21 protein-coding genes and 1 pseudogene are annotated in these 19737 nt (G+C 62.8%); 12 read left to right on the top strand and 10 right to left on the bottom strand.

The features are described 5' to 3' along the window. The first annotated feature begins 57 nt into the window (after positions 1–57). The 3 genes from DNK10_RS08470 to tauD all read left to right on the top strand — a co-directional run bounded on the left by DNK10_RS08470 (position 58) and on the right by tauD (position 2566). Positions 58–846, top strand: a complete 789-nt coding sequence (locus DNK10_RS08470) for a taurine ABC transporter ATP-binding protein (protein WP_131191240.1) — start codon at positions 58–60, stop codon at positions 844–846. After that, entirely contained in the window at positions 836–1651 is an 816-nt protein-coding gene (gene tauC, locus DNK10_RS08475; protein WP_131191241.1) for a taurine ABC transporter permease TauC, read from the top strand. The genes DNK10_RS08470 and tauC overlap by 11 nt, the downstream gene beginning before the upstream one ends. A gap of 75 nt (positions 1652–1726) precedes the next feature. Then, positions 1727–2566, top strand: coding sequence for a taurine dioxygenase (tauD, locus tag DNK10_RS08480; protein WP_131191242.1), 840 nt, complete (start codon positions 1727–1729; stop codon positions 2564–2566). A gap of 140 nt (positions 2567–2706) precedes the next feature. Here tauD and DNK10_RS08485 read toward each other — a convergent pair whose 3' ends face one another. From DNK10_RS08485 to DNK10_RS08495, 3 genes are all read right to left on the bottom strand, one after another. Continuing rightward, positions 2707–5148, bottom strand: a complete 2442-nt coding sequence (locus DNK10_RS08485; protein ID WP_131191243.1) for a TonB-dependent siderophore receptor — start codon at positions 5146–5148, stop codon at positions 2707–2709. A 242-nt stretch (positions 5149–5390) separates the two neighbouring features. Further along, on the bottom strand, positions 5391–6347 hold the full coding sequence (locus DNK10_RS08490) for a FecR domain-containing protein (protein ID WP_131191244.1): 957 nt from the start codon (positions 6345–6347) through the stop codon (positions 5391–5393). Further along, the gene (locus DNK10_RS08495; protein ID WP_131191245.1) at positions 6344–6859 is read right to left on the bottom strand and encodes a sigma-70 family RNA polymerase sigma factor; all 516 of its coding nucleotides are present in this window, start codon (positions 6857–6859) and stop codon (positions 6344–6346) included. Before DNK10_RS08495 ends, DNK10_RS08490 begins: the two co-directional genes overlap by 4 nt. A gap of 318 nt (positions 6860–7177) precedes the next feature. On the opposite strand from DNK10_RS08495, the gene DNK10_RS08500 reads away from it, so the two are divergent. The 4 genes from DNK10_RS08500 (at position 7178) to DNK10_RS08515 (ending at position 9481) form a co-directional block, all read left to right on the top strand. Continuing rightward, the gene (locus tag DNK10_RS08500; protein ID WP_042553536.1) at positions 7178–7393 is read left to right on the top strand and encodes a dodecin; all 216 of its coding nucleotides are present in this window, start codon (positions 7178–7180) and stop codon (positions 7391–7393) included. A gap of 112 nt (positions 7394–7505) precedes the next feature. After that, positions 7506–7727 carry a DUF1161 domain-containing protein gene (locus DNK10_RS08505; protein ID WP_131181670.1) on the top strand — a complete coding sequence of 74 codons (222 nt, stop codon included), beginning with the start codon at positions 7506–7508 and terminating at the stop codon, positions 7725–7727. Between the two features lie 161 nt (positions 7728–7888). Next, positions 7889–8884 (top strand): LLM class flavin-dependent oxidoreductase, encoded by a 996-nt coding sequence (locus DNK10_RS08510; RefSeq protein ID WP_131181671.1) that lies wholly within the window; start codon positions 7889–7891, stop codon positions 8882–8884. Between the two features lie 171 nt (positions 8885–9055). Further along, positions 9056–9481, top strand: coding sequence for an OsmC family protein (locus tag DNK10_RS08515; RefSeq protein WP_131181672.1), 426 nt, complete (start codon positions 9056–9058; stop codon positions 9479–9481). 71 nt (positions 9482–9552) lie between these two features. Here the strand turns inward: DNK10_RS08515 and DNK10_RS08520 are convergent, their stop codons facing one another. After that, entirely contained in the window at positions 9553–9972 is a 420-nt protein-coding gene (locus tag DNK10_RS08520; RefSeq protein WP_131181673.1) for a PA0061/PA0062 family lipoprotein, read from the bottom strand. 105 nt (positions 9973–10077) lie between these two features. Between DNK10_RS08520 and DNK10_RS08525 the strand changes: the two genes are divergently transcribed. Then, a complete protein-coding gene (locus tag DNK10_RS08525) occupies positions 10078–11187 on the top strand; it encodes an aminopeptidase (protein WP_165495978.1) in 1110 nt (369 codons plus the stop codon). Then, on the top strand, positions 11187–11441 hold the full coding sequence (locus DNK10_RS08530) for a DUF1161 domain-containing protein (protein ID WP_131181675.1): 255 nt from the start codon (positions 11187–11189) through the stop codon (positions 11439–11441). Before DNK10_RS08525 ends, DNK10_RS08530 begins: the two co-directional genes overlap by 1 nt. A gap of 19 nt (positions 11442–11460) precedes the next feature. Here the strand turns inward: DNK10_RS08530 and DNK10_RS08535 are convergent, their stop codons facing one another. Next, entirely contained in the window at positions 11461–12108 is a 648-nt protein-coding gene (locus DNK10_RS08535; protein WP_131191247.1) for an HAD family hydrolase, read from the bottom strand. Between the two features lie 62 nt (positions 12109–12170). Next, on the bottom strand, positions 12171–13136 hold the full coding sequence (locus tag DNK10_RS08540) for a hypothetical protein (protein ID WP_131191248.1): 966 nt from the start codon (positions 13134–13136) through the stop codon (positions 12171–12173). Positions 13137–13619: 483 nt separating this feature from the next. Here DNK10_RS08540 and DNK10_RS08545 point away from each other — a divergent pair, with 483 nt between their 5' ends. Genes DNK10_RS08545 through DNK10_RS08555 form a run of 3 tightly spaced genes read left to right on the top strand, consistent with a single transcriptional unit; the run spans position 13620 to position 18129 of the window. Then, positions 13620–14789 carry an efflux RND transporter periplasmic adaptor subunit gene (locus DNK10_RS08545; protein WP_131191249.1) on the top strand — a complete coding sequence of 390 codons (1170 nt, stop codon included), beginning with the start codon at positions 13620–13622 and terminating at the stop codon, positions 14787–14789. Continuing rightward, complete coding sequence (locus DNK10_RS08550) at positions 14783–16726, top strand: MacB family efflux pump subunit (RefSeq protein WP_131191250.1); 1944 nt, start codon at positions 14783–14785, stop codon at positions 16724–16726. Before DNK10_RS08545 ends, DNK10_RS08550 begins: the two co-directional genes overlap by 7 nt. 11 nt (positions 16727–16737) lie before the next feature. Beyond that, the gene (locus DNK10_RS08555; RefSeq protein ID WP_131191251.1) at positions 16738–18129 is read left to right on the top strand and encodes an efflux transporter outer membrane subunit; all 1392 of its coding nucleotides are present in this window, start codon (positions 16738–16740) and stop codon (positions 18127–18129) included. Positions 18130–18259: 130 nt separating this feature from the next. Here the strand turns inward: DNK10_RS08555 and DNK10_RS08560 are convergent, their stop codons facing one another. From DNK10_RS08560 to DNK10_RS08575, 4 genes and pseudogenes are all read right to left on the bottom strand, one after another. Further along, the gene (locus DNK10_RS08560; protein ID WP_131191252.1) at positions 18260–18571 is read right to left on the bottom strand and encodes a hypothetical protein; all 312 of its coding nucleotides are present in this window, start codon (positions 18569–18571) and stop codon (positions 18260–18262) included. 47 nt (positions 18572–18618) lie between these two features. Further along, positions 18619–19023: an antitoxin YezG family protein gene (locus DNK10_RS08565; RefSeq protein ID WP_131191253.1), complete on the bottom strand. Its 405-nt coding sequence runs from the start codon at positions 19021–19023 to the stop codon at positions 18619–18621. 56 nt (positions 19024–19079) lie between these two features. Then, positions 19080–19274 (bottom strand): annotated as a pseudogene (locus DNK10_RS26400) (immunity protein Imm33 domain-containing protein); the annotation flags it as partial. Positions 19275–19344: 70 nt separating this feature from the next. Next, complete coding sequence (locus tag DNK10_RS08575) at positions 19345–19734, bottom strand: immunity protein YezG family protein (protein WP_131181683.1); 390 nt, start codon at positions 19732–19734, stop codon at positions 19345–19347. Positions 19735–19737 lie beyond the last annotated feature (3 nt).

The raw sequence follows: 19737 nt of genomic DNA on the forward strand, positions 1-19737 counted from the left end.
GTTCATGCCACGTTTCGCCCCTCTTCGGAGGGGCTTTTTTACTTTGAGGAGTCGACCATGAGCCGATTGAACGCCGAGCGGGTCAGCTTGAGTTTCAAGCGTCGCGGCCATTCGCAGGTCATTCTGGATAACTTCGATCTGCAAATCGACAAGGGCGCCTCCGTGGTCGTGCTCGGCCCGTCGGGCTGTGGCAAATCCAGCCTGCTCAACGTGCTGGCCGGCTTTCAGACGATCGACAGCGGCCGTGTGCATCTCGATGGCCGCACCCTCGAAGGCCCGGGTGGCGAGCGCGGTGTGGTGTTTCAGGATGACGCGCTGATGCCCTGGCTCGACGCCCTCGACAATGTTGCCCTGGGTCTGCGCCTGCGCGGCCTGAACAAGGAGCAACGGCATGCGCGGGCGCGTGAAGTGCTCGAACTGGTCGGCCTGGCCAGCCATGCCCATCACCAGATTTCCGAACTGTCTGGCGGCCAGCGTCAGCGCCTCGGGTTGGCGCGGGCGCTGGCGGTCGATCCGGACTTCCTGCTGCTCGACGAGCCCTTCGGTGCTCTCGATGCCCTGACTCGCGAGCGTATGCAGTTGCTGCTGCTGGACGTCTGGAAACGCACCGGCAAAGGCCTCTTCCTGATTACCCATAGCGTCGATGAGGCGCTGTTTCTCGCCACCGACCTGATCGTGCTGGACGGCCCGCCCGCTCGTGCGGTGATCCGCCGACAACTGCCATTCGCCCGCCGCTATATCGAGGGTGAGCCGGTACGTTCGATCAAGAGCGATCCGGCCTTTGCCGAGCTGCGCCAGGAGCTGCTCGATGTCTTCCTTCAGGAGTCCGCCGACCATGCCTTCTGACGCTTTGAAAACCACTCTGAGTACTCGTCGCCGACTCATCGGAATCGGCTTCGATCGCCGTCGTGTGGCAGCCTTCGGCACCCTGGCCGCACTGGCGACGCTGTGGTGGCTGGCGACGCACCTGGAGTGGGTCGACACCATCTTCCTGCCGGCACCCGAACAACTGCTGGTGGCCCTCAAGGGGCTGCTGCAGGACGGCTACCTGGATGCCACGCTGTGGCAACACCTGAGCACCAGCCTGTGGCGCGTGTTGGTGGCGGTGCTGGCGGCAGTCGTCACGGCCGTGCCGCTGGGGATCGCCATGGGCCTGAACCCAACGCTCAACGCAGCGCTCGATCCGTTGGTGGAGTTCTACCGACCGATCCCGCCACTGGCTTATCTGCCGCTGATGGTGATCTGGTTCGGCATCGGTGAACTGTCCAAGGTGCTGCTCATCTACCTGGCGCTGTTCGCACCGCTGCTGATCGCCACCGTGGGCGGGGTGCGCCGGGTCGACCGGGCGCGTATCCAGGCGGTGCGCTGCCTTGGCGCGAGCCGGGTGCAGGTGGTGCGCCACGTGATTCTGCCCAGCGCCCTGCCGGATATCCTCACGGGTTTGCGCATTGCTCTGGGCGTCGGCTGGTCGACGCTGGTGGCGGCGGAACTGATCGCCGCCAACCAGGGCCTGGGCTTCATGGTGCAGTCCGCCGCGCAGTTCCTCGCCACCGACGTGGTGGTGGTCGGCATCCTGCTGATCGCCGGCATTGCCCTGACCATCGAGCTCGGTTTACGGGCGCTGCAAAAACGTTTCGCGTCCTGGGGCTGATCCACCTACGTATTTTTGTAACGCAGCCGTACCAACTCGCAACAAGGTTGCACGGGACTGAATAGAGAAAGACCTATGACCATCGTATTCGAACGTATCGGCCAGGCCCTTGGCGCGCGGGTGAGCGGTGTCGACCTGAGCCGCCCGCTGGATGCCGAAAGCTACGCCACCATGCGCCAGGGGCTGCTGGAGCATCAAGTGCTGTTTCTGCGTGATCAGTTGCTGACGCCGCGCCAGCAGCGGGACGCGGCAGCGCTGTTCGGTGACCTGCACATCCACCCGATCTATCCGAAGGTCGAGGAGCAGCCGGAAATCCTCGTGCTGGATACCGACCTCAACGACCTGCGTGACAACGCCCTGTGGCACTCCGACGTGTCCTTCATCCAGTCGCCGCCGCTGGGTTCGCTGCTCAGCGCGCGGCATGTCCCGCCCCATGGTGGCGATACACTGTGGGCCAGTTGCTCGGCCGCTTACGAGGGATTGTCCGCACCGATCCGCACGCTGCTCGACGGCCTGACGGCGGTGCATGACCTGACGCTGTCATTCCCGCTGGAGCGTTTCGGCAATACGCCGGACGCGCTGGAAAAATGGAATGCGGCGCGTGCTGCGAATCCGCCAGTCACCCATCCGGTGATACGCGTGCATCCGGAAACCGGGCGCAAAGGTATCTTCGTCAGCGAATCCTTCACCACGCGGATCGTCGAGCTGGAGCCCAATGAAAGCACTGCGCTGCTGCAGATGCTGTTCAAGCAGATCGCCAAACCTGAATTTTCCGTGCGCTGGCAATGGCGCCAGGGCGACCTGGCCTTCTGGGACAACCGTCTGACCCAGCACTATGCCTGCGACGACTACCGCCCGCAGCGGCGCATCATGCACCGCGCAACGATTCTTGGGGACAAGCCCTTTGGGCCGTGAAGCAGCTGCAAGCCTCAAGCGATAAGTGAAAGCGGCCATGTCCGCGAATTGCGGTGTCGGAAAGGTGGAAATCGTAGGGCCGCGGGTATCGCATCATCGATCGTTCCCACGCAGAGCCTGGGAACGATCCAGGAGCTGGGTCAGAAATCCCAGCGTGTAGAGACCATCACATTGCGTGGTTCACCGTAGGCAGCTGAGTCATAGAAGCCGACGTTGGTGTAGTAGGACTTGTCGAAAATGTTGTTGACGTTCAGCGTCGCCGATACGTTCTTGGTGATCTGGTAACGGCTCATCAGATCCACCAGCGTGTAGCTCTCCTGGGTGATGTCCTGATTGGTGTCCAGGGGGCGGTTGTAGATCGAGTACCAGCCCTTGGCCTGCCAGCGTACACCGCCACCGACGGTCAGCTTGTCCAGGCTGCCCTTGAGTTTGTAGGTGGTGTACAGATTGATCTGGTCTTCGGGTTCGAAGGTGGAGATCTTGTCGCCGTTGTGATCGCGGACGACCTTGTGGGTGTAGCCGGCCTGAACCTGCCAGCCCGGGCTCAGCTCACCGGAGATTTCCAGCTCGTAGCCCTTGGTGACGGCCTTGGTGCCCTTGAACGCATAGTTGAGGGTCGGATTCTGATTGTTCCAGTCATCGTCTGGCAGCGAGCGGTTGGTTTCATGGATCTCGAAGTACGCCAGGCTGCTGTTCAGGCGGCCGTCGAAGAATTCGCCCTTCAGGCCCAGCTCGTAGTTTTGCCCTTCGTCCGGATCCAGCAGCTTCTGATCCCTGTCCTTCTTGTAGCTTTCCTGGGGTTCGAAGATATCGGTGTAGCTGGCGTACGCTGAGAGGTTGTCGTTGAGGTCATAGACTACACCGACATAAGGGACGAAACGCCCGCTTTCCCTGTAGGACGGGGTCAGGCCGGTCATGTGGTAGTTGACCACGCGACCGCCGAGGATGACATGCAGATCATCGATGACATTCAGGCGGGTGGTCATGTACATGCCCGTCTGGCGGGTGGTGTCGTCGGTGTATTGAGCCGGTGCTTTCCAGATGGGCTTGGATATCTGGCCATTCCAGTTATAGAAGTCGACAACGTTGCCCTGTGGCCAGTCCGGTAACCAGTAGCCCTTGCCCTGCCAGCGCGCGGTACTGATCGAGCCGCCCAGAACCAGTTCATGGTCACGGCCAAACAGGCTGAAAGGGCCGGTGGCGTAGAGATCGGCGGAAGAGCTTTTGGTGTCGCCGGTGTACTTCTGCCCGTTGATCACGGCGGTGCCATCGGCCTGCGGCTCGACGAACTGAATCGAACCGAGTTCGGCGTGGTAGCTGTTGATCTTGTGATCCAGCTGCAGCTTGCTGACCCAGCCGTCGCCCAGTTCGTGCTCGAGCATCGCGAAGGCGGTGCGGGTGTACTGCTCCCAGGCGCTCCAGCTCGTGCCGTTGTTATAGGAGCGACTCATCTTGTTGATGCTGCCGTTGGAGTTGACCAGCGGGAAGGTGCCGGACCAACTGGAGCCTTCTGGAATGTTGTCCTGATAGTCGACGCCCACGGTCAGCAGGGTATCGGGGGACAGATCGAATTCCATGATGCCGTAGTAGGTCGCGGTTTTGCGCGAGTAGTGGTCGAGGAACGAGTTCTTGTCCTGATAGGCGGCGACGGCCCGGCCACGAACGTTGCCGCTGTCGGTCAACGGGCCGCTGACATCCACTTCGCTGCGATAGTTGTCCCACGAGCCCGCGCCCAGCGAGACATGGCCCTGGAATTCTGGCGTCGGCTTCTTGCGCACCAGATTGATGGTCGCGCCCAGGGAACCGGCGCCGGTGAGCAGGCCGGTGGCGCCCTTGAGCACTTCGACCCGGTCGTAGATCGCCATGTCGCTCAGGGTGTTGCCCGCCGAATAGGCGACGTTACGGGCTGTGGAGGGGATACCGTCGTACTGGAAGTTGTTGATGGAGAAACCACGGGCGTAGTAGTTGGTGCGATCCGTGTCGTAGGCCGAAACGGTGATGCCCGGGGTATGGCGCATCACGTCGTCGACGTTGTTCAGGCCGAAATCATTCATGTGCTGGCGCGTGACGACGGAAATCGACTGCGGGGTTTCCCGAGGCGTCAGCACCAGGCGTGTCGCGGTGGCGATGGAGCCGGGTGTATAGGAGCCCGTACCCTCGGTGATGGTGCCGAGCTGGTTGCTGATGACGGTGGTCGCCTCCAGCTCCAGTGCGTTGCTGCCGAGCGTCTTTTCCAGTACGTAGCTGCCGCCGGTATTGACCGCCTGCAGACCGCTGCCGGCGAGCAGATGGGCTAGGCCTTCATCCACTGAGTAGCTGCCATTCAGCCCTGGGCTCTGCTTGCCCGTGGTCAGACGCGAATCAACCGAAAGGAGGATCCCGGCTTCGCTGGCGAAGTGGTTCAGCGCTTGATCGAGGGTGCCTGTGGGGATGGCGTAGCTGCGGCTTTGTTCGGAGGCTGTCGATTGCGCCTGGGCGGTGGCGACGATCAGCAAGGGGCTGGCGGCCAGCAGACCGGCGAACAGGGCACGAGTGATCGACAGGCTCAGCTTTGAGCGGTGTGAGGCGGGCAGGTGCGGCATTCTGGGTATCCTCTGAGAATGCTTCTTGATTGGTTTCAAGAGATATCCCGAACGAGCCGACAAAACCGACAATGGGTTTGAGAATTATTTTTGATCGTTCCCGCGCAGAACGTGGGAACGATCAGTACGTAGGATGGGCGATAGCCCATCACCTCCAAGAACGCCGATGGGTTACGGCGATTGAGTCGTGTACAAGACCTGCGCTGACCCGCTCCAATCCGCAACACGAACGCTGGATCGCGCTATCCGCGTGGCCGCACGGTTACCCAGTAGCGGGTGACACTCTGCACCTCCACGGGCAGTGATTGCTGCAATGCGGCGAGTACGCGGTCGGTGTCGGCCAAGGGGAAGACGCCGGTCAGGGGGAGGTCGGCGATCTGCGGGTCGCAGCGCAGCACGCCAGGGCGATGACGGGCCAGTTCGGCGAGAAACTGGCCGAGGGACATGCGCTCGGCGATCAGCCGACCTTCATTCCAGGCGATGGCGTTGCGGTCTGCCTGGCCGGTGGCACCGGTTCGTTCGGCGCTGAACCAGCGCTGTTGGCCGGCCTGCAGGCGTAAGGCGGGCGCGTTGCGTGGGCGCAGCTCCAGTTCGCCTTCGTAGAGCTCGACGCGGCTGCCACCGTCGATTTCATACACCGAGAAACGGGTACCCAAGGCCTGGATTTCCCCCGCAGCGGTTTCCACTATAAGTGGGCGATGCGCTGGATCCTGGCCGCTGTCGAGCAGCAGTTCGCCTCTGAGCAGGTGGATCCGTCGCTCGGTTTCACTGAAGCGGATATTCACCGCGCTGTCGCTGTTCAGCGCCAGGTGGCTGCCATCGGCCAGGGTACGTTGCAGGCGTTCGCCGGTGCCGCTACGCAGATCGGCCATGGCTTCGCGCCAAGGTAACTGTGACTGGATCAGGTGTCCGCTACCACCGGCTACCAGCAGCAGGCCGAGCAGTTTGAGAGTCTGTCGGCGGCGTGCGTCGGGCAGTTCGTGCAGTACTGCGTTGGCTGTATGAGCTGGAACGCCGGAGATGGTGCCCTGCAGACGTTCCAGGCGTTGCCAGGCGCGCTGGTGTTCGGGGTCGGCAGCCTGCCAATCGGCGAACTGCTGGCGCTGTTCACCATCCAGCTCGCCGCCCCACTGCAGCATCAGCCAGTGGCTGGCTTGCTCGACGACGGCGGGGGCGATGGGTGCGTCAGCGGCTTTCATTCGGCGTACAGCACCTGATAGCAGGCGGCGATGGCGCGCAGCATGTACTTCTGTACCGAGCTGACGCTGATCTGCAGGCGCTCGGCGATCTGTGGATAAGTCAGTCCTTCGAACTGCGACAGCAGGAAGGCCTCGCGCACCTTGCCTGGCATGGCATCGAGCATGGCGTCGATCTGCAGCAGGGTTTCGATGACCATGGCGCGGGTCTCCAGGGACGGCGATTCAGGCTCGCTCAGGTGGCCGATGCTGTCCAGATAGGCCTGCTCGATGCGCTGCCGGCGCCACTGGTCGATCACCAGGTTGCGGGCAATCTGCGCCAGGTAGCTGCGTCCTTCGTCGATGCTCGGCAGGCGACCGCTGAGCAGCAGGCGCAGAAAGGTGTCCTGAGCGATATCCGCCGCTTGCTCACGATCACCCAGGCGCTTGCGCAGCCAGCCATGCAGCCAGCCGTGGTGGTCGCGGTAGAGGCTGTCGATACTTTGTGATGTTGAAGGGGGCGGAGCGCTGGACACCGAAACTCCCTGGCGTGCGCCGATGCAGATAAGAATTGATCGCGATTGTAAGGAGGGCGCTGGCCTTTGGGAAGGCAGGATCGATATTGCATCGAGCGGGTTAGGAACGCTCATTGGTAAAGCTTTGCGGCGAATGGCCGTGTTATGCGTCTTATTGGTAAGGGGACTGAGTGGCAGCAGCTCGCTATGGTTCTTGAATATCGCCTTCTGGCCTGCTGGTGCCAGAGCAACCGAAAACCTGAACTTTGCTGCGCCCTCCAGGGACTGACTGAGTAAGGGCAGTCAGCCCATTCGTGTTTACCAGCCCTGGAGGCGGATATGTCGGATCATCACACCTACAAGAAGGTCGAGCTGGTTGGCTCGTCCTCGACCAGTATCGAAGATGCCATCAGCAATGCCCTGGCCGAGGCCAGCAAGAGCATTCGCCATCTGGAATGGTTCGAGATCACCGAAACCCGTGGTCACATCGCCGATGGCGCGGTGGCCCATTATCAGGTCACCCTGAAGGTCGGCTTCCGCGTCGCCAACAGCTGACCACGGGCCTCTGCAGTCGCGCTTACTTGTCATAATGGCAATCTGCGACTTTATTGAAACGGGCCACCTTATGGCGCCCGGATTTGTTCACTGGTACGAGGGAGCGTTTGTGATGAAAAAAGTGTTGTTTGCAGTAGGCCTGATGGCCCTGGCGGGCTCGGCGTTCGCGGCTAAGGATTGCGAAGAGCTGAAAGGCGAGATCGATGCCAAGATCCAGGCCAATGGCGTTGCGTCCTACACCCTTGAGATCGTCGACAAAGGCAGTGTGACTGACCGTGAAGTGGTCGGCAGCTGCGGCGGCGGCACCAAGGACATCGTCTACCAGCGTAACTGATGTCGGTGGTCGAAAAGCCGGCGCGCAGCCTCTGCGACGCCGGCTTTTTGTTGCCTGCACCTTGACCTGAGGTGGCCTGAGTCGGGCTGGAAGCGTAGAGTAAGACCTACTGTTTTACTCGGGTAAAGCGCTGGCTTTATCCACAGCTAAGGTTTTTTCTCATGACTGCACTCGCGAAACTTCCCTTTTCCGTTCTCGATCTGGCGCCGATCCGCGACACCGGCAGCCCGCAGCAGGCGCTGCATAATTCCCTGGCCCTGGCCAGGCATGTCGAGTCTCTGGACTTCAACCGCTTCTGGGTCGCTGAACACCACAACATGGACGGTATCGCCAGCTCCGCGACCGCGGTGCTGCTCGGTTATCTGGCGGCCGGCACCTCGCGCATTCGTCTGGGTTCCGGTGGGGTGATGCTGCCCAACCACGCGCCGCTGGTGATCGCCGAGCAGTTCGGCACGCTGGCGACCCTGTATCCGGGGCGGATCGAACTGGGCCTGGGCCGCGCACCCGGCGCCGATCAGTTCACTGCCCAGGCTCTGCGTCGCGAGCGTTCCGGCAGCGCCGACGATTTCCCTCAGGACGTCGCCGAACTGCAGCGCTATCTCGGCCCGCGCACGCCGGATCAACGGGTCATCGCCGTGCCAGGCACCGGCACCAACGTACCGATCTGGCTGCTCGGTTCCAGCCTGTTCAGTGCCCAACTGGCAGGCGAACTGGGTTTGCCCTACGCCTTTGCCTCGCACTTCGCGCCGCGCTACGTGCACGAGGCCATCCGCATCTATCGCAACACTTTCAAGCCGTCCGAGGTGCTCGACAAGCCTTACGTAATGCTCGGCGTGCCGCTGATGGCTGCAGATACGGACGAGCAGGCCCAGTATCTGGCGACCTCGGCCTACCAGCGCATTCTCTCGCTGATTCGCGGCCAGAGCCTGGTGCAGCGCCCGCCGGTGGAGTCGATGGAAGGCCTGTGGCTGCCCCACGAGCGAGATGCCGTCGGCAGTTTCCTCGGCATGGCGGTGATCGGCGGCCCTCAGAAGATCCGTGCGCGGCTGGACGTGCTGCTGGAGCAGACCCAGGCCGACGAACTGATCTTCACCTGTGATCACTACGACTTCGCCGATCGCCAGCATGCCTTCGATATCCTCGCCGGGCTGCGTTGATCGGGAACGTTGTAGCCGCTCCGCACCGCCCGCAAGCGAGCGCCTGGCAGGTGTACTGCTGGCGCGCTTGATCCGAAGCAGGTGCGGCGTGACTGCGGAGTCCAAAAAACTCGAACTTGCCAGGCTGCTGTCTCTCTGAACTCTGTACCCCTCATCAACAGGAGCATAGAGATGAAGAAGACAGCATCGGCCCATTGGCAGGGCGGCATCAAAGACGGCAAGGGCACCCTATCCACCCAGAGCGGCGCTCTCTCCGAGCAGCCCTACGGCTTCAATACCCGATTCGAAGACAAGTCCGGCACCAACCCTGAAGAGCTGATCGGCGCTGCACATGCCGGTTGTTTCTCCATGGCGTTATCCAAGGAACTGGGCGAAGCCGGCATGACTGCCGAAAGTATCGACACCAAGGCCGAAGTTACCCTCGACAAGCAGGATGGTGGCTTTGCCATCACCGCCGTGCACCTGTCGCTGAAGGCCAGGGTGCCGGGCGCTGACCGTGGCGCATTCGAGAAGGCGGTAGAAACCGCCAAGACCGGTTGCCCGGTATCCAAGGTCTTGAACGCGGAAATCACCCTGGAGGTGGTGCTGGAAGCCTGACCGCCTTTTCAGCACCTCTGCACTTCAGTCGCGACGCCCGTCGCGGCTGAAGCCGCTTCTCGCAAAACCGCTCAGAAACTCCCGCAGCGCAGATTCTTGCCGCGCGCCAGCACGTTGCGCTCGGCGTCGTAGAGAATCGCCTGGCCGCGCATCACCACCGAGCGCGCCTCGACGCGATAGCGTTGACCGGCCTGGAAGTCGTCGTAGCGAATGCGGATATCACAGGTCAGCTGCTGCGGCTCGGACATCATCGATGTGCCGCCCCCGCCACTGACTTCGAAGCGGAAACGCATCTCCAGCTCATGAGCCCCCGGGGTGACCTGAAAGTAGCGTCCATCATTGACACGCTGGCGATCCAGACGCTCGGCCATCAGCAGGTCGATGCCTTCACCCTTGAGATCCACCCACGCCATGTTCGGGTCGGCGGCCGGCAGAGGTGAGGCGCAGGCACCGAGCAATAACAGGCTGGCGAGCAAGAGGGGCTGGCGCATCGTGGTGTCTCCCGTGGAGCGCGTACTGCAGGAGCTGCAGTATCGCGCAAAAGCATCCGCGACTTCGCGGTAGGATGAGGCGTTTACCCCCACATGACGATGGCCATGCCCGAGCATTGCACCTCCTATCTTGTCGACCTGTCACGCCGCGCGACGGTTCCCCTGTTCGCGCTGCTGCTGACGGCTTGCAGCACGGTCGATTACTACGGGCAGTTGGCCCGTGGACAGCTGCAGTTGCTGCATGCGCGGCAACCGGTGCAGACGCTGATCGAGGATCGATCGACGGATCCGCAACTGCGCCAGCGCCTGGCGCTGTCCCAGCAGGCGCGCAGCTTCGCCAGTGAGCACCTGGGGCTGCCGGACAATCGCAGCTATCGGCTTTACGCCGATCTGCAGCGGCCATTCGTGGTATGGAACCTGTTCGCCACGCCGGAGTTTTCCCTGCAGCCGCGACTGCATTGCTTTCCGATCGCGGGTTGTGTGGCCTATCGCGGTTTCTATGATCAGAGCCGAGCCCGCGGTGCGGCGGCGCTGCTCGATGTGCAGGGATTGGACACTTACCTGGGTGGCGTCGAAGCCTACTCGACCCTGGGCTGGTTCGATGATCCGATCCTCAATACCATGCTGCGCTGGAGCGACGAGCGCCTGGTCGCGGTGATCTTCCACGAGCTGGCGCACCAGCAGTACTACCTGGCTGGCGACACGGCCTTCAACGAGTCCTACGCCACCTTCGTCGAACAGGAAGGCTTGCGCCAATGGCGTGCCGCGCGAGGCTTGCCGGCCCCGAAGGCGCTGGGCGTTCTGCCTCGCGAGCAGTTCACCGAGCTGGTGCTGGCCAGCCGTGCACGCCTGGAAACCCTGTATGCCAGCGACCTGGACGCCGAAGCGATGCGTGCCGGCAAACAGGCCGAGTTCGACCGCCTGCGTGACGAATACCGGCAACTGCGCGCCACGCAATGGAAAGGCGTCGGTTATTACGACGGCTGGATCAACGGGCCACTGAACAATGCCAAGCTGCTGCCCTTTGGGCTGTATGATCGCTGGGTGCCGGCGTTCGCCAGCCTGTTCCGCGAGGTCGAAGGCCACTGGCCGGCGTTCTATCGTCGGGTCGCCGAGTTGGGCGCCTTGCCCGCCGACGAGCGACTGACACAACTGCAGGCGCTGGATGTTGTCCGAGAGGAACGAAGTAGGCACAACACAGAGGATGGGTCGTGATGAAAGGATGGACGGCAGTGATGCTGGTGCTTGGCCTGATGGGCAGCAATGCCTGGGCCGCACCCAAGTCGTGCGAAGAGCTCAAGCAGGAGATCGAGGTGAAGATCCAGGCCGCTGGCGTGTCCAGCTATACACTGGAAATCGTGCCGAACGAAGAGGTCGAGGACGACAGCATGGTGATCGGCACCTGCGACAACGGCAGCCGCAAGGTGATCTATCAGCGCAATGACCTGACCGGTTCGAGGATGATGTAGCGGCCGAAGTCGCTACCGCTTAGCCGGCGAACGCCTGGTGCAACTGCGCCAGCGTCTGAAAGTGATGGGCCGGCCGTTCGCCGCTCAGTTCTCCCAGGCTGCCAAAGCCGTAACCCACCGCTACAGCGCTCAGGCCGTTGCTGTGAGCGCCGATCAGGTCGTGCTTGCGGTCGCCGATCATCAACGTGTCGGCCGGGCTCAGACCTTCCTGCTGCAACAGATGTGCGATCAGCTCCACCTTGTTGGTGCGCGTGCCATCCAGTTCGCTGCCGTAAATCGCCTTGAAGTAGTGGCCGAAATCGAAGTGGCGGGCGATCTCGGTGGCGAACACAGTGGGCTTGCTGGTGGCGATATACAGCGTGCGCCTCTGCTCGCGCAGCAGTTGCAATAGCTCGACGATGCCCTCGAACACCTGATTCTCGTACAGCCCGACTTCGCGAAAACGCACCCGGTAGTGATTCACCGCATCCCAGGCGCGCGCCTCGCTGAGGCTGTAGGTCTGCATGAAACACTGCAGCAGCGGCGGGCCGATGAAATGCTCCAGGGCCTGCAGATCGGGCTCATGGATATCCAGCTGCGTCAGGGCGTATTGCACCGAACGGGTGATGCCTTCACGCGGATCGGTCAGGGTGCCGTCGAGGTCGAAGAGAAGGGTGCTCTGCTGCATGGGGAATGTCCGCTGGCCTGAATCGGCGCGAATTGTCCCGCAGCGCAAGCGTTTCCGGCAACTCAGACCCGTGTCGGGCGATAGATCCAGCGCAGGCTCAGACGCGTCAGCGGCCAGAGCAGTGCCAGCAGCAGGAGGCCGAACAGCAGCATGACCGCCAGGGCCGTTCGCTCCGAGCCGATATACAGAATCAGCGCCAGTACTATGCAGAGTGCCACGGCGGCGACCAGCCACATGGCCATGCAAGCCAGCACGCTCGCCAGCAGGCGACCGATAGCGAGCCGTGGTAGCTGTGGCGGCAGAGCGCCGTGAGCCGCGACCAGCGCTATCAGTCCATACACCAGGCCGGCGGCACTGCTGGCAGCATGCAGCCACTCCATGCCATAGGGGTTGATGACCGCCATCGGTAGCAATGCCAGCAGCTTCGTATAAATCACTGCGAAGCACAGGCCGAAGGCCAGCGCGACTTCACCTCGGCCGATCAGGCTGGCACCGGCGTCGACCCGTGCCGTGCGGCGCATCAGGTGCAGGCTCAGCCAGAGCGGCAGCAGCGTCGCCAGGAGGAAATACACAAAGTCCAATGGCTGCATCAGTAGCGTCGGGGAGATGCCATGGCTTCCTTCGTACAGCCACGGCATCAACCGGCTCCACAGCATGCTGTAGAGCATGCCGACCAACACCAAGGCAATGAAATAGAGACCGACGTAGAGCGCGATCAGTCGCCCGGGATGAGCGAACCGTGCCAGGTCGTGACGTTGCATGAAGTAACGGGTGAGCAGTAGCGCACTGCAAGCATCTACCAGCAGCGCATAGAACCAGAAGGGGACGATATGCAGAATGTTGTCCAGATAGCCCTGCAGGTGATCGGGCTCCATGGAAAACCACATGGTTGCGAACTTGAGCAGCAGGCCAGCCAGGCTGCACAGCAAAGCCACGGCCATCATTTGCAGGGGTAGCCGTGATGCTGGCTGTGTCGCAGGGGCAGGGCCGGGGTTCGCCTGGGGAATGGCGTAGGGGTTGCTGTGCATGGCGAATCCTTTCTAGGGCACCTCTCTGGATGATTGCAGGATAAACCGTCGAGAGGCTCGCTGCTGTGATCGGCCTACAGTCCGCGTTACCGGAACCGACTGGCGCGAACAGATCCCTGTCTGCTCTGATTCGATAAGCCTTCCGTGGCATCTGTCTTCGCCAAGCCATGACAGCGAGTGATCGCATTGACGGCGGCGTGGCTTATCAGCGCTAACGTTGCCCGTGCGCATTGAAACATTTTGTTTCATTTGCTCTTGCGGCAGACGCCGGGTTTTGCGGGGCTCATTCGTCTTGGGTGGTAAGAGCCGGAAGTTTTCCCGTTCTCCATGAGTTGCACGGCGCCTGTGTAGGCGCATCGCACCTTTCACGTTGCACCTCGTCCTCGGCTGTCTGCTGCCGTCGCTTGCCTGAGTGTGAGCAGCACGGTCGGTAGGTATGGCCAGGGATGGTTATTGGATGCTCAGGCAGAGGTCGGGCCAGTCATGACGTTTTCCCCTTTTCTCATTCGCCGGCGCTGGCTGTTCGCCGCGGTCGCGCTCGTGCCGGTCATCGCCTTCGGCTGGTTGAACGGCGACCCGACGCCGGCCTACGAGACCGTTGTGGTGGGCCGCGGCGATGTCGAAGCCACGGTGGTCGCCATCGGCACCCTGCAGCCACGCTACTCGGTGGATGTCGGCGCCCAGGTGTCCGGGCAGATCATGCGTTTGCATGTGGAGCCGGGTGATCAGGTGGAAAAGGGCCAACTGCTCGCCGAGATCGACGCCAGCCTGCACGAAGCCACGGTCGAGGCCGACCGTGCCGCGCTGCTGGGGTTACGTGCACAGCTGGAAGAGCAGCAGGCACAACTGCTGCTGGCGCGTCAGCAGCACGAGCGGCAAATCCACCTGGCCAGGCTCGATGCCACCCGCGAGGAAGATGTGCAGACTGCAGCCGCTGGCTACAAATCGGCCAGGGCGCGGCTCGATAACCTGCGTGCGCAGATCGCCGAAAGCCAGGCGCTGCTCAAGCGCAACGAGGCGCAACTGAGCTACACGCGCATCTACGCGCCCATCGCCGGCTCCGTGTTGGGCGTCGATGTGAAGGAGGGGCAGACCCTCAACGCCACCTACCAGACGCCCACGGTGATGCGCATCGCCGACTTGCGCAGCATGACCGGCTGGACGCGTGTTTCCGAGGCCGATATCCGCCGTGTCAAGGCAGGCCTGCCGCTGTACTTCACCACCCTCGGCGGCGATGAGCGACGCTGGCACAGCACGGTGCGCCAGGTGCTGCCCGCGCCACCGGTCACCCCCACCGGGCAGGGTGAGGCGAGCAGCGGCGCCGCCGAACCGGAAAAGGTGGTGCAGTACACCGTGCTGTTCGAGGTGGATAACAGCGACGGCGAACTGATGCCGCAGATGACCGCCCAGGTGGTGTTCGTCACCGCCTCGGCGAAGGATGTACTCACCGCGCCGCTGGACGCTTTGCAGGGCAAACCGGGTCATTACCAGGTGCGCATTCTGGCCAAAGGCGAGCAGCCCGAGACACGTGCGGTGAAGGTCGGCGCCCGGGATCGCCAGGTGGCGGAAATCCTCGATGGCCTGCAGGAAGGCGAGCGCCTGGTGACCGGCGACGCCCCGGCCGAATCGGGCATGTCGAGGTTCCAGTGGTAGCTCCGCTGATCGAACTGCAGGGTATCCGGCGCACCTATGGCGGCGAAAACGGCGCGCCGGCCGTGGATGTACTACGTGGCATCAGCCTGTCGATCCAGGCCGGAGAGTTCGTCGCCATCGTCGGCACTTCCGGCTCCGGCAAGTCGACGCTGATGAACATGCTCGGCTGTCTGGATCGTCCCAGTGCCGGCAGCTACCGCTTCGCCGGCGAGGATGTGGCGGCCTTCGATGTCGATCAGCTGGCCTGGCTGCGTCGCGAGGCGTTCGGTTTCGTGTTCCAGGGCTATCACCTGATCGCCACCGAGTCCGCGCGGGAGAACGTCGAGGTACCGGCCATCTACGCCGGCATGCCGGCCAAGCAGCGCCGCGAGCGTGCGTCTGCGCTATTGCGTCGGCTGGGGCTGGACGAGCGTCTGGAGCACCGACCGGGTCAGTTGTCCGGCGGCCAGCAACAGCGCGTATCGATTGCTCGCGCGTTGATGAACGGCGGGCGCATCATCCTCGCCGACGAACCCACCGGCGCGCTGGACAGCCGTAGCGGCAAGGAAGTGATGGCGCTGCTGCACGAGCTGGCCGACGCCGGTCACACCATCATCCTCATCACCCACGACCGCGACGTCGCCGCCCAGGCGCGGCGGGTGATCGAGATCCGCGATGGCGAGATCCTCAGCGACAGTGGTGCCACCGTACCGGGCAATGCGCTACCAGCGCCGGACATGCGACAAGCCGGGCGCGACAGCGGCGCTTCCTTCTTCAGCGAGCTGGGCGAGATGCTGCGTGGTGCCTGGCGGGTGTTGTCGATTCACCGTTTCCGTACCGCGCTGACCCTGTTGGGCATCGTCATCGGCGTGGCCTCGGTGATCGTCATGCTCGCCGTCGGTGAAGGTGCCCGCCAGAAGGTGGTCGCCGAAATGGGCGTGATGGGTGCCAACATGATGTACGTATCCAGCGACGTGCCGCGCACCGGCGGGCCCATCGGCGTGCTTACCGAGGGCGACTTCGAGGCCATCGGCAAGCTGCGCGAAGTGGCGCGGGTGATGCCGGTGCTGCGCGATCCGGCGTTGATCCGCCACGGCCAGCAGGCGCTGCAGACCGAAGTGCTCGGCGTTGGTGAACACCTGCCGCACATTCACCGTTGGCCGGTGGCGCGTGGGCGTTTCTTCAGCGCCGCGGAGAACCGTGAAATCGCCCCGGTGGCGGTACTCGGTCATGAGGTGTACACCAGCGTGTTCCCGGATGGCAGCGATCCGCTGGGCAAGATCATCCTGATCAACAGCTCGCCCTTCGAGGTGATCGGGGTGATGAGCGAGAAGGGTAGCGAAGCGGGCGGCAACTACCCGGACGAGCAGGTTCTGGTGCCGCACAGCACGGGCGTGGTACGGGTGTTCCCCAAGCTGCGTGACGAGAGCTATGGGGCCATCGAAGTGAAGAGCAGCGACCTGGTCGCCCAGGCCCAGGCATCGCTCGAAGAGCTGATGCTACAGCGCCACGGTCGGCAGGATTTTCGCGTCTACAACTCCGCCGCCAAGCTGCAGGCCGAGGCCAAGACGCGGCAGAGCATGACCCTGATGCTTGGCCTGATCGCTGCCGTGTCGCTATTGGTCGGCGGTATCGGCGTGATGAACGTGATGCTGATGACGGTACGCGAGCGCACCCGCGAGATCGGCATCCGCATGGCGACCGGCGCACGGCAGCGCGACATCCTGCGCCAGTTTCTCACCGAATCGGTGCTGGTGACGCTGGTCGGTGGCAGCGTTGGCGTCGTCACCGGGTTGCTGTTCGGTGCGCTGCTGATCGCCTGGAGCGTGCCGCTGGTGTTCTCGCTGTCGGCCATGTTGCTGGCATTCGCCTGCTCGGTGGGCACCGGCCTGGTGTTCGGCTACCTGCCGGCCAGAACCGCCGCACAGCTCGACCCCGTGGTGGCGCTGGCGCAATGACAGGCATTCACATGAACCGCTATCTGCTTCCCTGGCTGCTCGGTGCGCTGCTCGTGACTGGCTGCACGAACACCTTGCAAGCCCCGGCAGAGCTGCCCGCGCCGCCCGAACGGTGGCGCAATGCGTCAGCGATATCCGGTGAGCGTCCCACGGCCGACTGGTGGCGCGCTTTCGCCAGCCCGGAGCTGGATCGGCTGCAGCAGCAGGCATTGTCCAGTAACCAGGATCTGGCGGCGGCGCTGGCGCGCCTGCGGCAGGCCGAAGCGAGCGCACGTCTGGCAGGCGCGGCCCTGTTGCCGACGCTCGATGGCAACCTGGGGGCCAGCCACGAGGCGCGTCTCGGCGGCAATCCCGATACCGACGGCAACAGCTACAGCGCCGGGGTCGCCGCCAGCTATGAAGTGGATCTATGGGGGCGCCTGCGCGCGAGCCGGGACAGCGTCCTGTTCGCCGTGCAGGCCAGCCGCTTCGACCGCGACGCCCTGCGGGTGACCCTGACCGCCAGCGTCGCTTCCGCCTGGTTGCAGAGCGTCGGTCTGGACGAGCGCCAGCGCATTGCCCGACTCAATCTGGAAAACGCCGAGCGCGTGCTGACCACCGTCGCCGCCCGCCAGGGCGCGGGTGCTTCGACCTCGTTGGAACTGGCGCAGCAACGCGGTGTGGTCGCCCTGCAGAGACGTTTTCTGGCATCCATCAGTCAGCAGCGTGAAGACAGCCTGGCGACACTGGCTGTGCTGCTCGGCCAGCGAGTGGACGAGTTGCCGGGCGAAACGCCGCGCCTCGCCGACCTGCCCATGCCCGAATTGAGTGCCGGCATCCCCAGCGAGCTGCTGCTGCAGCGCCCGGATCTGGCCCGGGCGGAGGCCAGCCTGGCCGCTGCCGATGCCAACGTGCAGGCGGCGCGCGCGGCTCTGCTGCCCCGCCTGAGCCTGACCGCCGGTGTCGGCGGCGAGGCCGACAAGGCGTCACGGGTATTCAGCAATCCGTTGTACTCGCTGGCGGCGGCGCTGACCGCGCCGATCTTCGACGGCGGCAGCCTGGCGGCGGGCCGTGACCTGGCCATGGCCGAGCGCGAGGAATTGCTCGCCGATTACCGGGCCACCCTGGTCGGCGCCTTCGCCGAGGTGGAAGTGGCGCTCAACGGCCTGAGCGGAACCCAGGCGCAACTGCAGGCGCAGAACGAGGTGCTGACCCAGGCCGAACTGGCCTTCCGCCTGGCCGAGTCCCGCTACCGTGCCGGTGCCGAGACCCTGCTTACCCTGCTCGACACCCAGCGCAGCCTGTACAGCGCCCAGGACGAGGCCGCGCAGTTGCGCTTGTTGCGGCTGCAGGCCAGTGTCGATCTGGCGCGCGCCCTCGGCGGCGGCTGGCAGATAGAGACAGAGGGCGTGCAGACGCCCTGATCTATTGCCTCATTGGTACTGTTCCAGCTCCTCCAGCAGGTCTGCGCGCAGGCGTGCGGCGTCGGCCAGTGGAGCCGCCTGGCCGGGTACCTGAAAGACATTCATTTGTGGCGCGGTATCGTTCAGATGGCTATCGATGAATGCCTGCAGCGGCAGGGCGACGACATTGGCCCGCGCCCATGGCGGCGAGATGGGCGCCAATGCTGCGCGGGCACCAGTCGAAATGCTCCAGCAGGCGCCGGGCCAGTTGTTCGTCCGCCTCACCGAGTTGCCGGGCCAGATGCTCGCGTGCCTTTGCCGTATGCAGGCCGAAGTACAGCGGCACCACCCAGCCCTCACGCAACGAATCCTCCAGCGGCTCGCGGCGACAAGGCACCTCGAGCCCGGCGAAGGGGTTGGCATGCCTGACGGTGGCACCGGCGATATGATCGTCCAGGCTCATGGGCTTCGCCTTGTTTTCATATAACCGCCGTCATCTCCCGGGTAATCCTAGTCCTTCGGCTGAGCCGGAATACGGTCTTGCAGTTCCGGGCGCGGGTAGGTGCGAAATTCGTCGGCCCACTTGTCCGGGGATGGGATTATCTCGAACGCTGGCAATTCGTCGTAGATGAAATCGAATCTGAAGTTACCGTCCGGGGAGAGGGTCAAGGTAGCGGTATACCAAGCATGGCCGTTCTCATGGATGGCCGCCATCTTGGGGCGTAGTTCGCGGAACGCGTCGCTGACTTCATCCTCGACGACGAACGACACTGTTTTTCCGTCGCTGCGCAAATAGTGACCGGTCTCCGAAAAAAAGCGGGTAATGGCCTGAAACGAATAGGCAGCGTGTATCCAGCCGGTGTCCGGCAATTCATCGTGCACGCCTTGGGCGATGGTTTGCTGCAGTTGTTCCATATCGGATAGCGTTCCCATCGACGCCAGGATTTGGCTTATAGAGAATATCGTGCCCATCACATGACAGGTTTGAATTGAGAGTCCGGGGCGTCCTTCTCGAACTCCGATCCAACAGGCGCCTCTAGGAAGGTCACGATTGTGGGATCATAATTGGCAACCGTATTGACGTCGTAAACGGCATGGAACGATGGCGTACTCATATAGGCGTCATCCTCCAGTCCAGAAAAAAAGCGCCATCCACTGTCCTGCTCGTTCCGCGCTTTTCGCGGTACATGTACATCACCGGATGACCTTCAACCGTGATGCAAGCAAGCTTGTCGATTATTCGTAGTTTATCTTTGCATGCTCCCCGATATTTTTCTTTATCCAATCTTTACGTCGCGCGCCAGCGGTACCCAGATCTGAAACGTCTTCGTAGCCGAAATCTATTGAGAACCGTCCTTCTTCATTGAGCCAGACTGTTATCGTGCTCCATACATCTTGTTTGAGTGATTTGAATTGTTCGCGTAGATTAAAAATCAGGTCATCGAGATCATCCAGTCCGTCGTAAATATGGAAGTATTCATTCTGTTGGGTTTGATAGAAGACTTCTGTACCCGATACGTCATCCAGAAGCTCGGCTGTCGCCCAGGCCTGGCGGAAGTCGGATGGTAAAGCATTCAAAAGCTCCTGCCCTATTTCGGGATAAAGGGCCTCTATTTCAGGTGTCATGAT

Origin of the sequence: Phytopseudomonas daroniae, from assembly GCF_004327275.1 — a bacterium.
Lineage (GTDB): Bacteria > Pseudomonadota > Gammaproteobacteria > Pseudomonadales > Pseudomonadaceae > Aquipseudomonas > Aquipseudomonas daroniae.

Bases quoted from the DNA above. Each gene is read 5' to 3' on its own strand.
- DNK10_RS08470 (WP_131191240.1), top strand. From the start codon at position 58: ATGAGCCGATTGAACGCCGAGCGGGTCAGCTTGAGTTTCAAGCGTCGC.
- tauC (WP_131191241.1), top strand. From the start codon at position 836: ATGCCTTCTGACGCTTTGAAAACCACTCTGAGTACTCGTCGCCGACTC.
- tauD (WP_131191242.1), top strand. From the start codon at position 1,727: ATGACCATCGTATTCGAACGTATCGGCCAGGCCCTTGGCGCGCGGGTG.
- DNK10_RS08485 (WP_131191243.1), bottom strand. From the start codon at position 5,148: ATGCCGCACCTGCCCGCCTCACACCGCTCAAAGCTGAGCCTGTCGATC.
- DNK10_RS08490 (WP_131191244.1), bottom strand. From the start codon at position 6,347: ATGAAAGCCGCTGACGCACCCATCGCCCCCGCCGTCGTCGAGCAAGCC.
- DNK10_RS08500 (WP_042553536.1), top strand. From the start codon at position 7,178: ATGTCGGATCATCACACCTACAAGAAGGTCGAGCTGGTTGGCTCGTCC.
- DNK10_RS08505 (WP_131181670.1), top strand. From the start codon at position 7,506: ATGAAAAAAGTGTTGTTTGCAGTAGGCCTGATGGCCCTGGCGGGCTCG.
- DNK10_RS08510 (WP_131181671.1), top strand. From the start codon at position 7,889: ATGACTGCACTCGCGAAACTTCCCTTTTCCGTTCTCGATCTGGCGCCG.
- DNK10_RS08515 (WP_131181672.1), top strand. From the start codon at position 9,056: ATGAAGAAGACAGCATCGGCCCATTGGCAGGGCGGCATCAAAGACGGC.
- DNK10_RS08520 (WP_131181673.1), bottom strand. From the start codon at position 9,972: ATGCGCCAGCCCCTCTTGCTCGCCAGCCTGTTATTGCTCGGTGCCTGC.
- DNK10_RS08525 (WP_165495978.1), top strand. From the start codon at position 10,078: ATGCCCGAGCATTGCACCTCCTATCTTGTCGACCTGTCACGCCGCGCG.
- DNK10_RS08530 (WP_131181675.1), top strand. From the start codon at position 11,187: ATGAAAGGATGGACGGCAGTGATGCTGGTGCTTGGCCTGATGGGCAGC.
- DNK10_RS08535 (WP_131191247.1), bottom strand. From the start codon at position 12,108: ATGCAGCAGAGCACCCTTCTCTTCGACCTCGACGGCACCCTGACCGAT.
- DNK10_RS08540 (WP_131191248.1), bottom strand. From the start codon at position 13,136: ATGCACAGCAACCCCTACGCCATTCCCCAGGCGAACCCCGGCCCTGCC.
- DNK10_RS08545 (WP_131191249.1), top strand. From the start codon at position 13,620: ATGACGTTTTCCCCTTTTCTCATTCGCCGGCGCTGGCTGTTCGCCGCG.
- DNK10_RS08555 (WP_131191251.1), top strand. From the start codon at position 16,738: ATGAACCGCTATCTGCTTCCCTGGCTGCTCGGTGCGCTGCTCGTGACT.
- DNK10_RS08560 (WP_131191252.1), bottom strand. From the start codon at position 18,571: ATGAGCCTGGACGATCATATCGCCGGTGCCACCGTCAGGCATGCCAAC.
- DNK10_RS08565 (WP_131191253.1), bottom strand. From the start codon at position 19,023: ATGGAACAACTGCAGCAAACCATCGCCCAAGGCGTGCACGATGAATTG.
- DNK10_RS08575 (WP_131181683.1), bottom strand. From the start codon at position 19,734: ATGACACCTGAAATAGAGGCCCTTTATCCCGAAATAGGGCAGGAGCTT.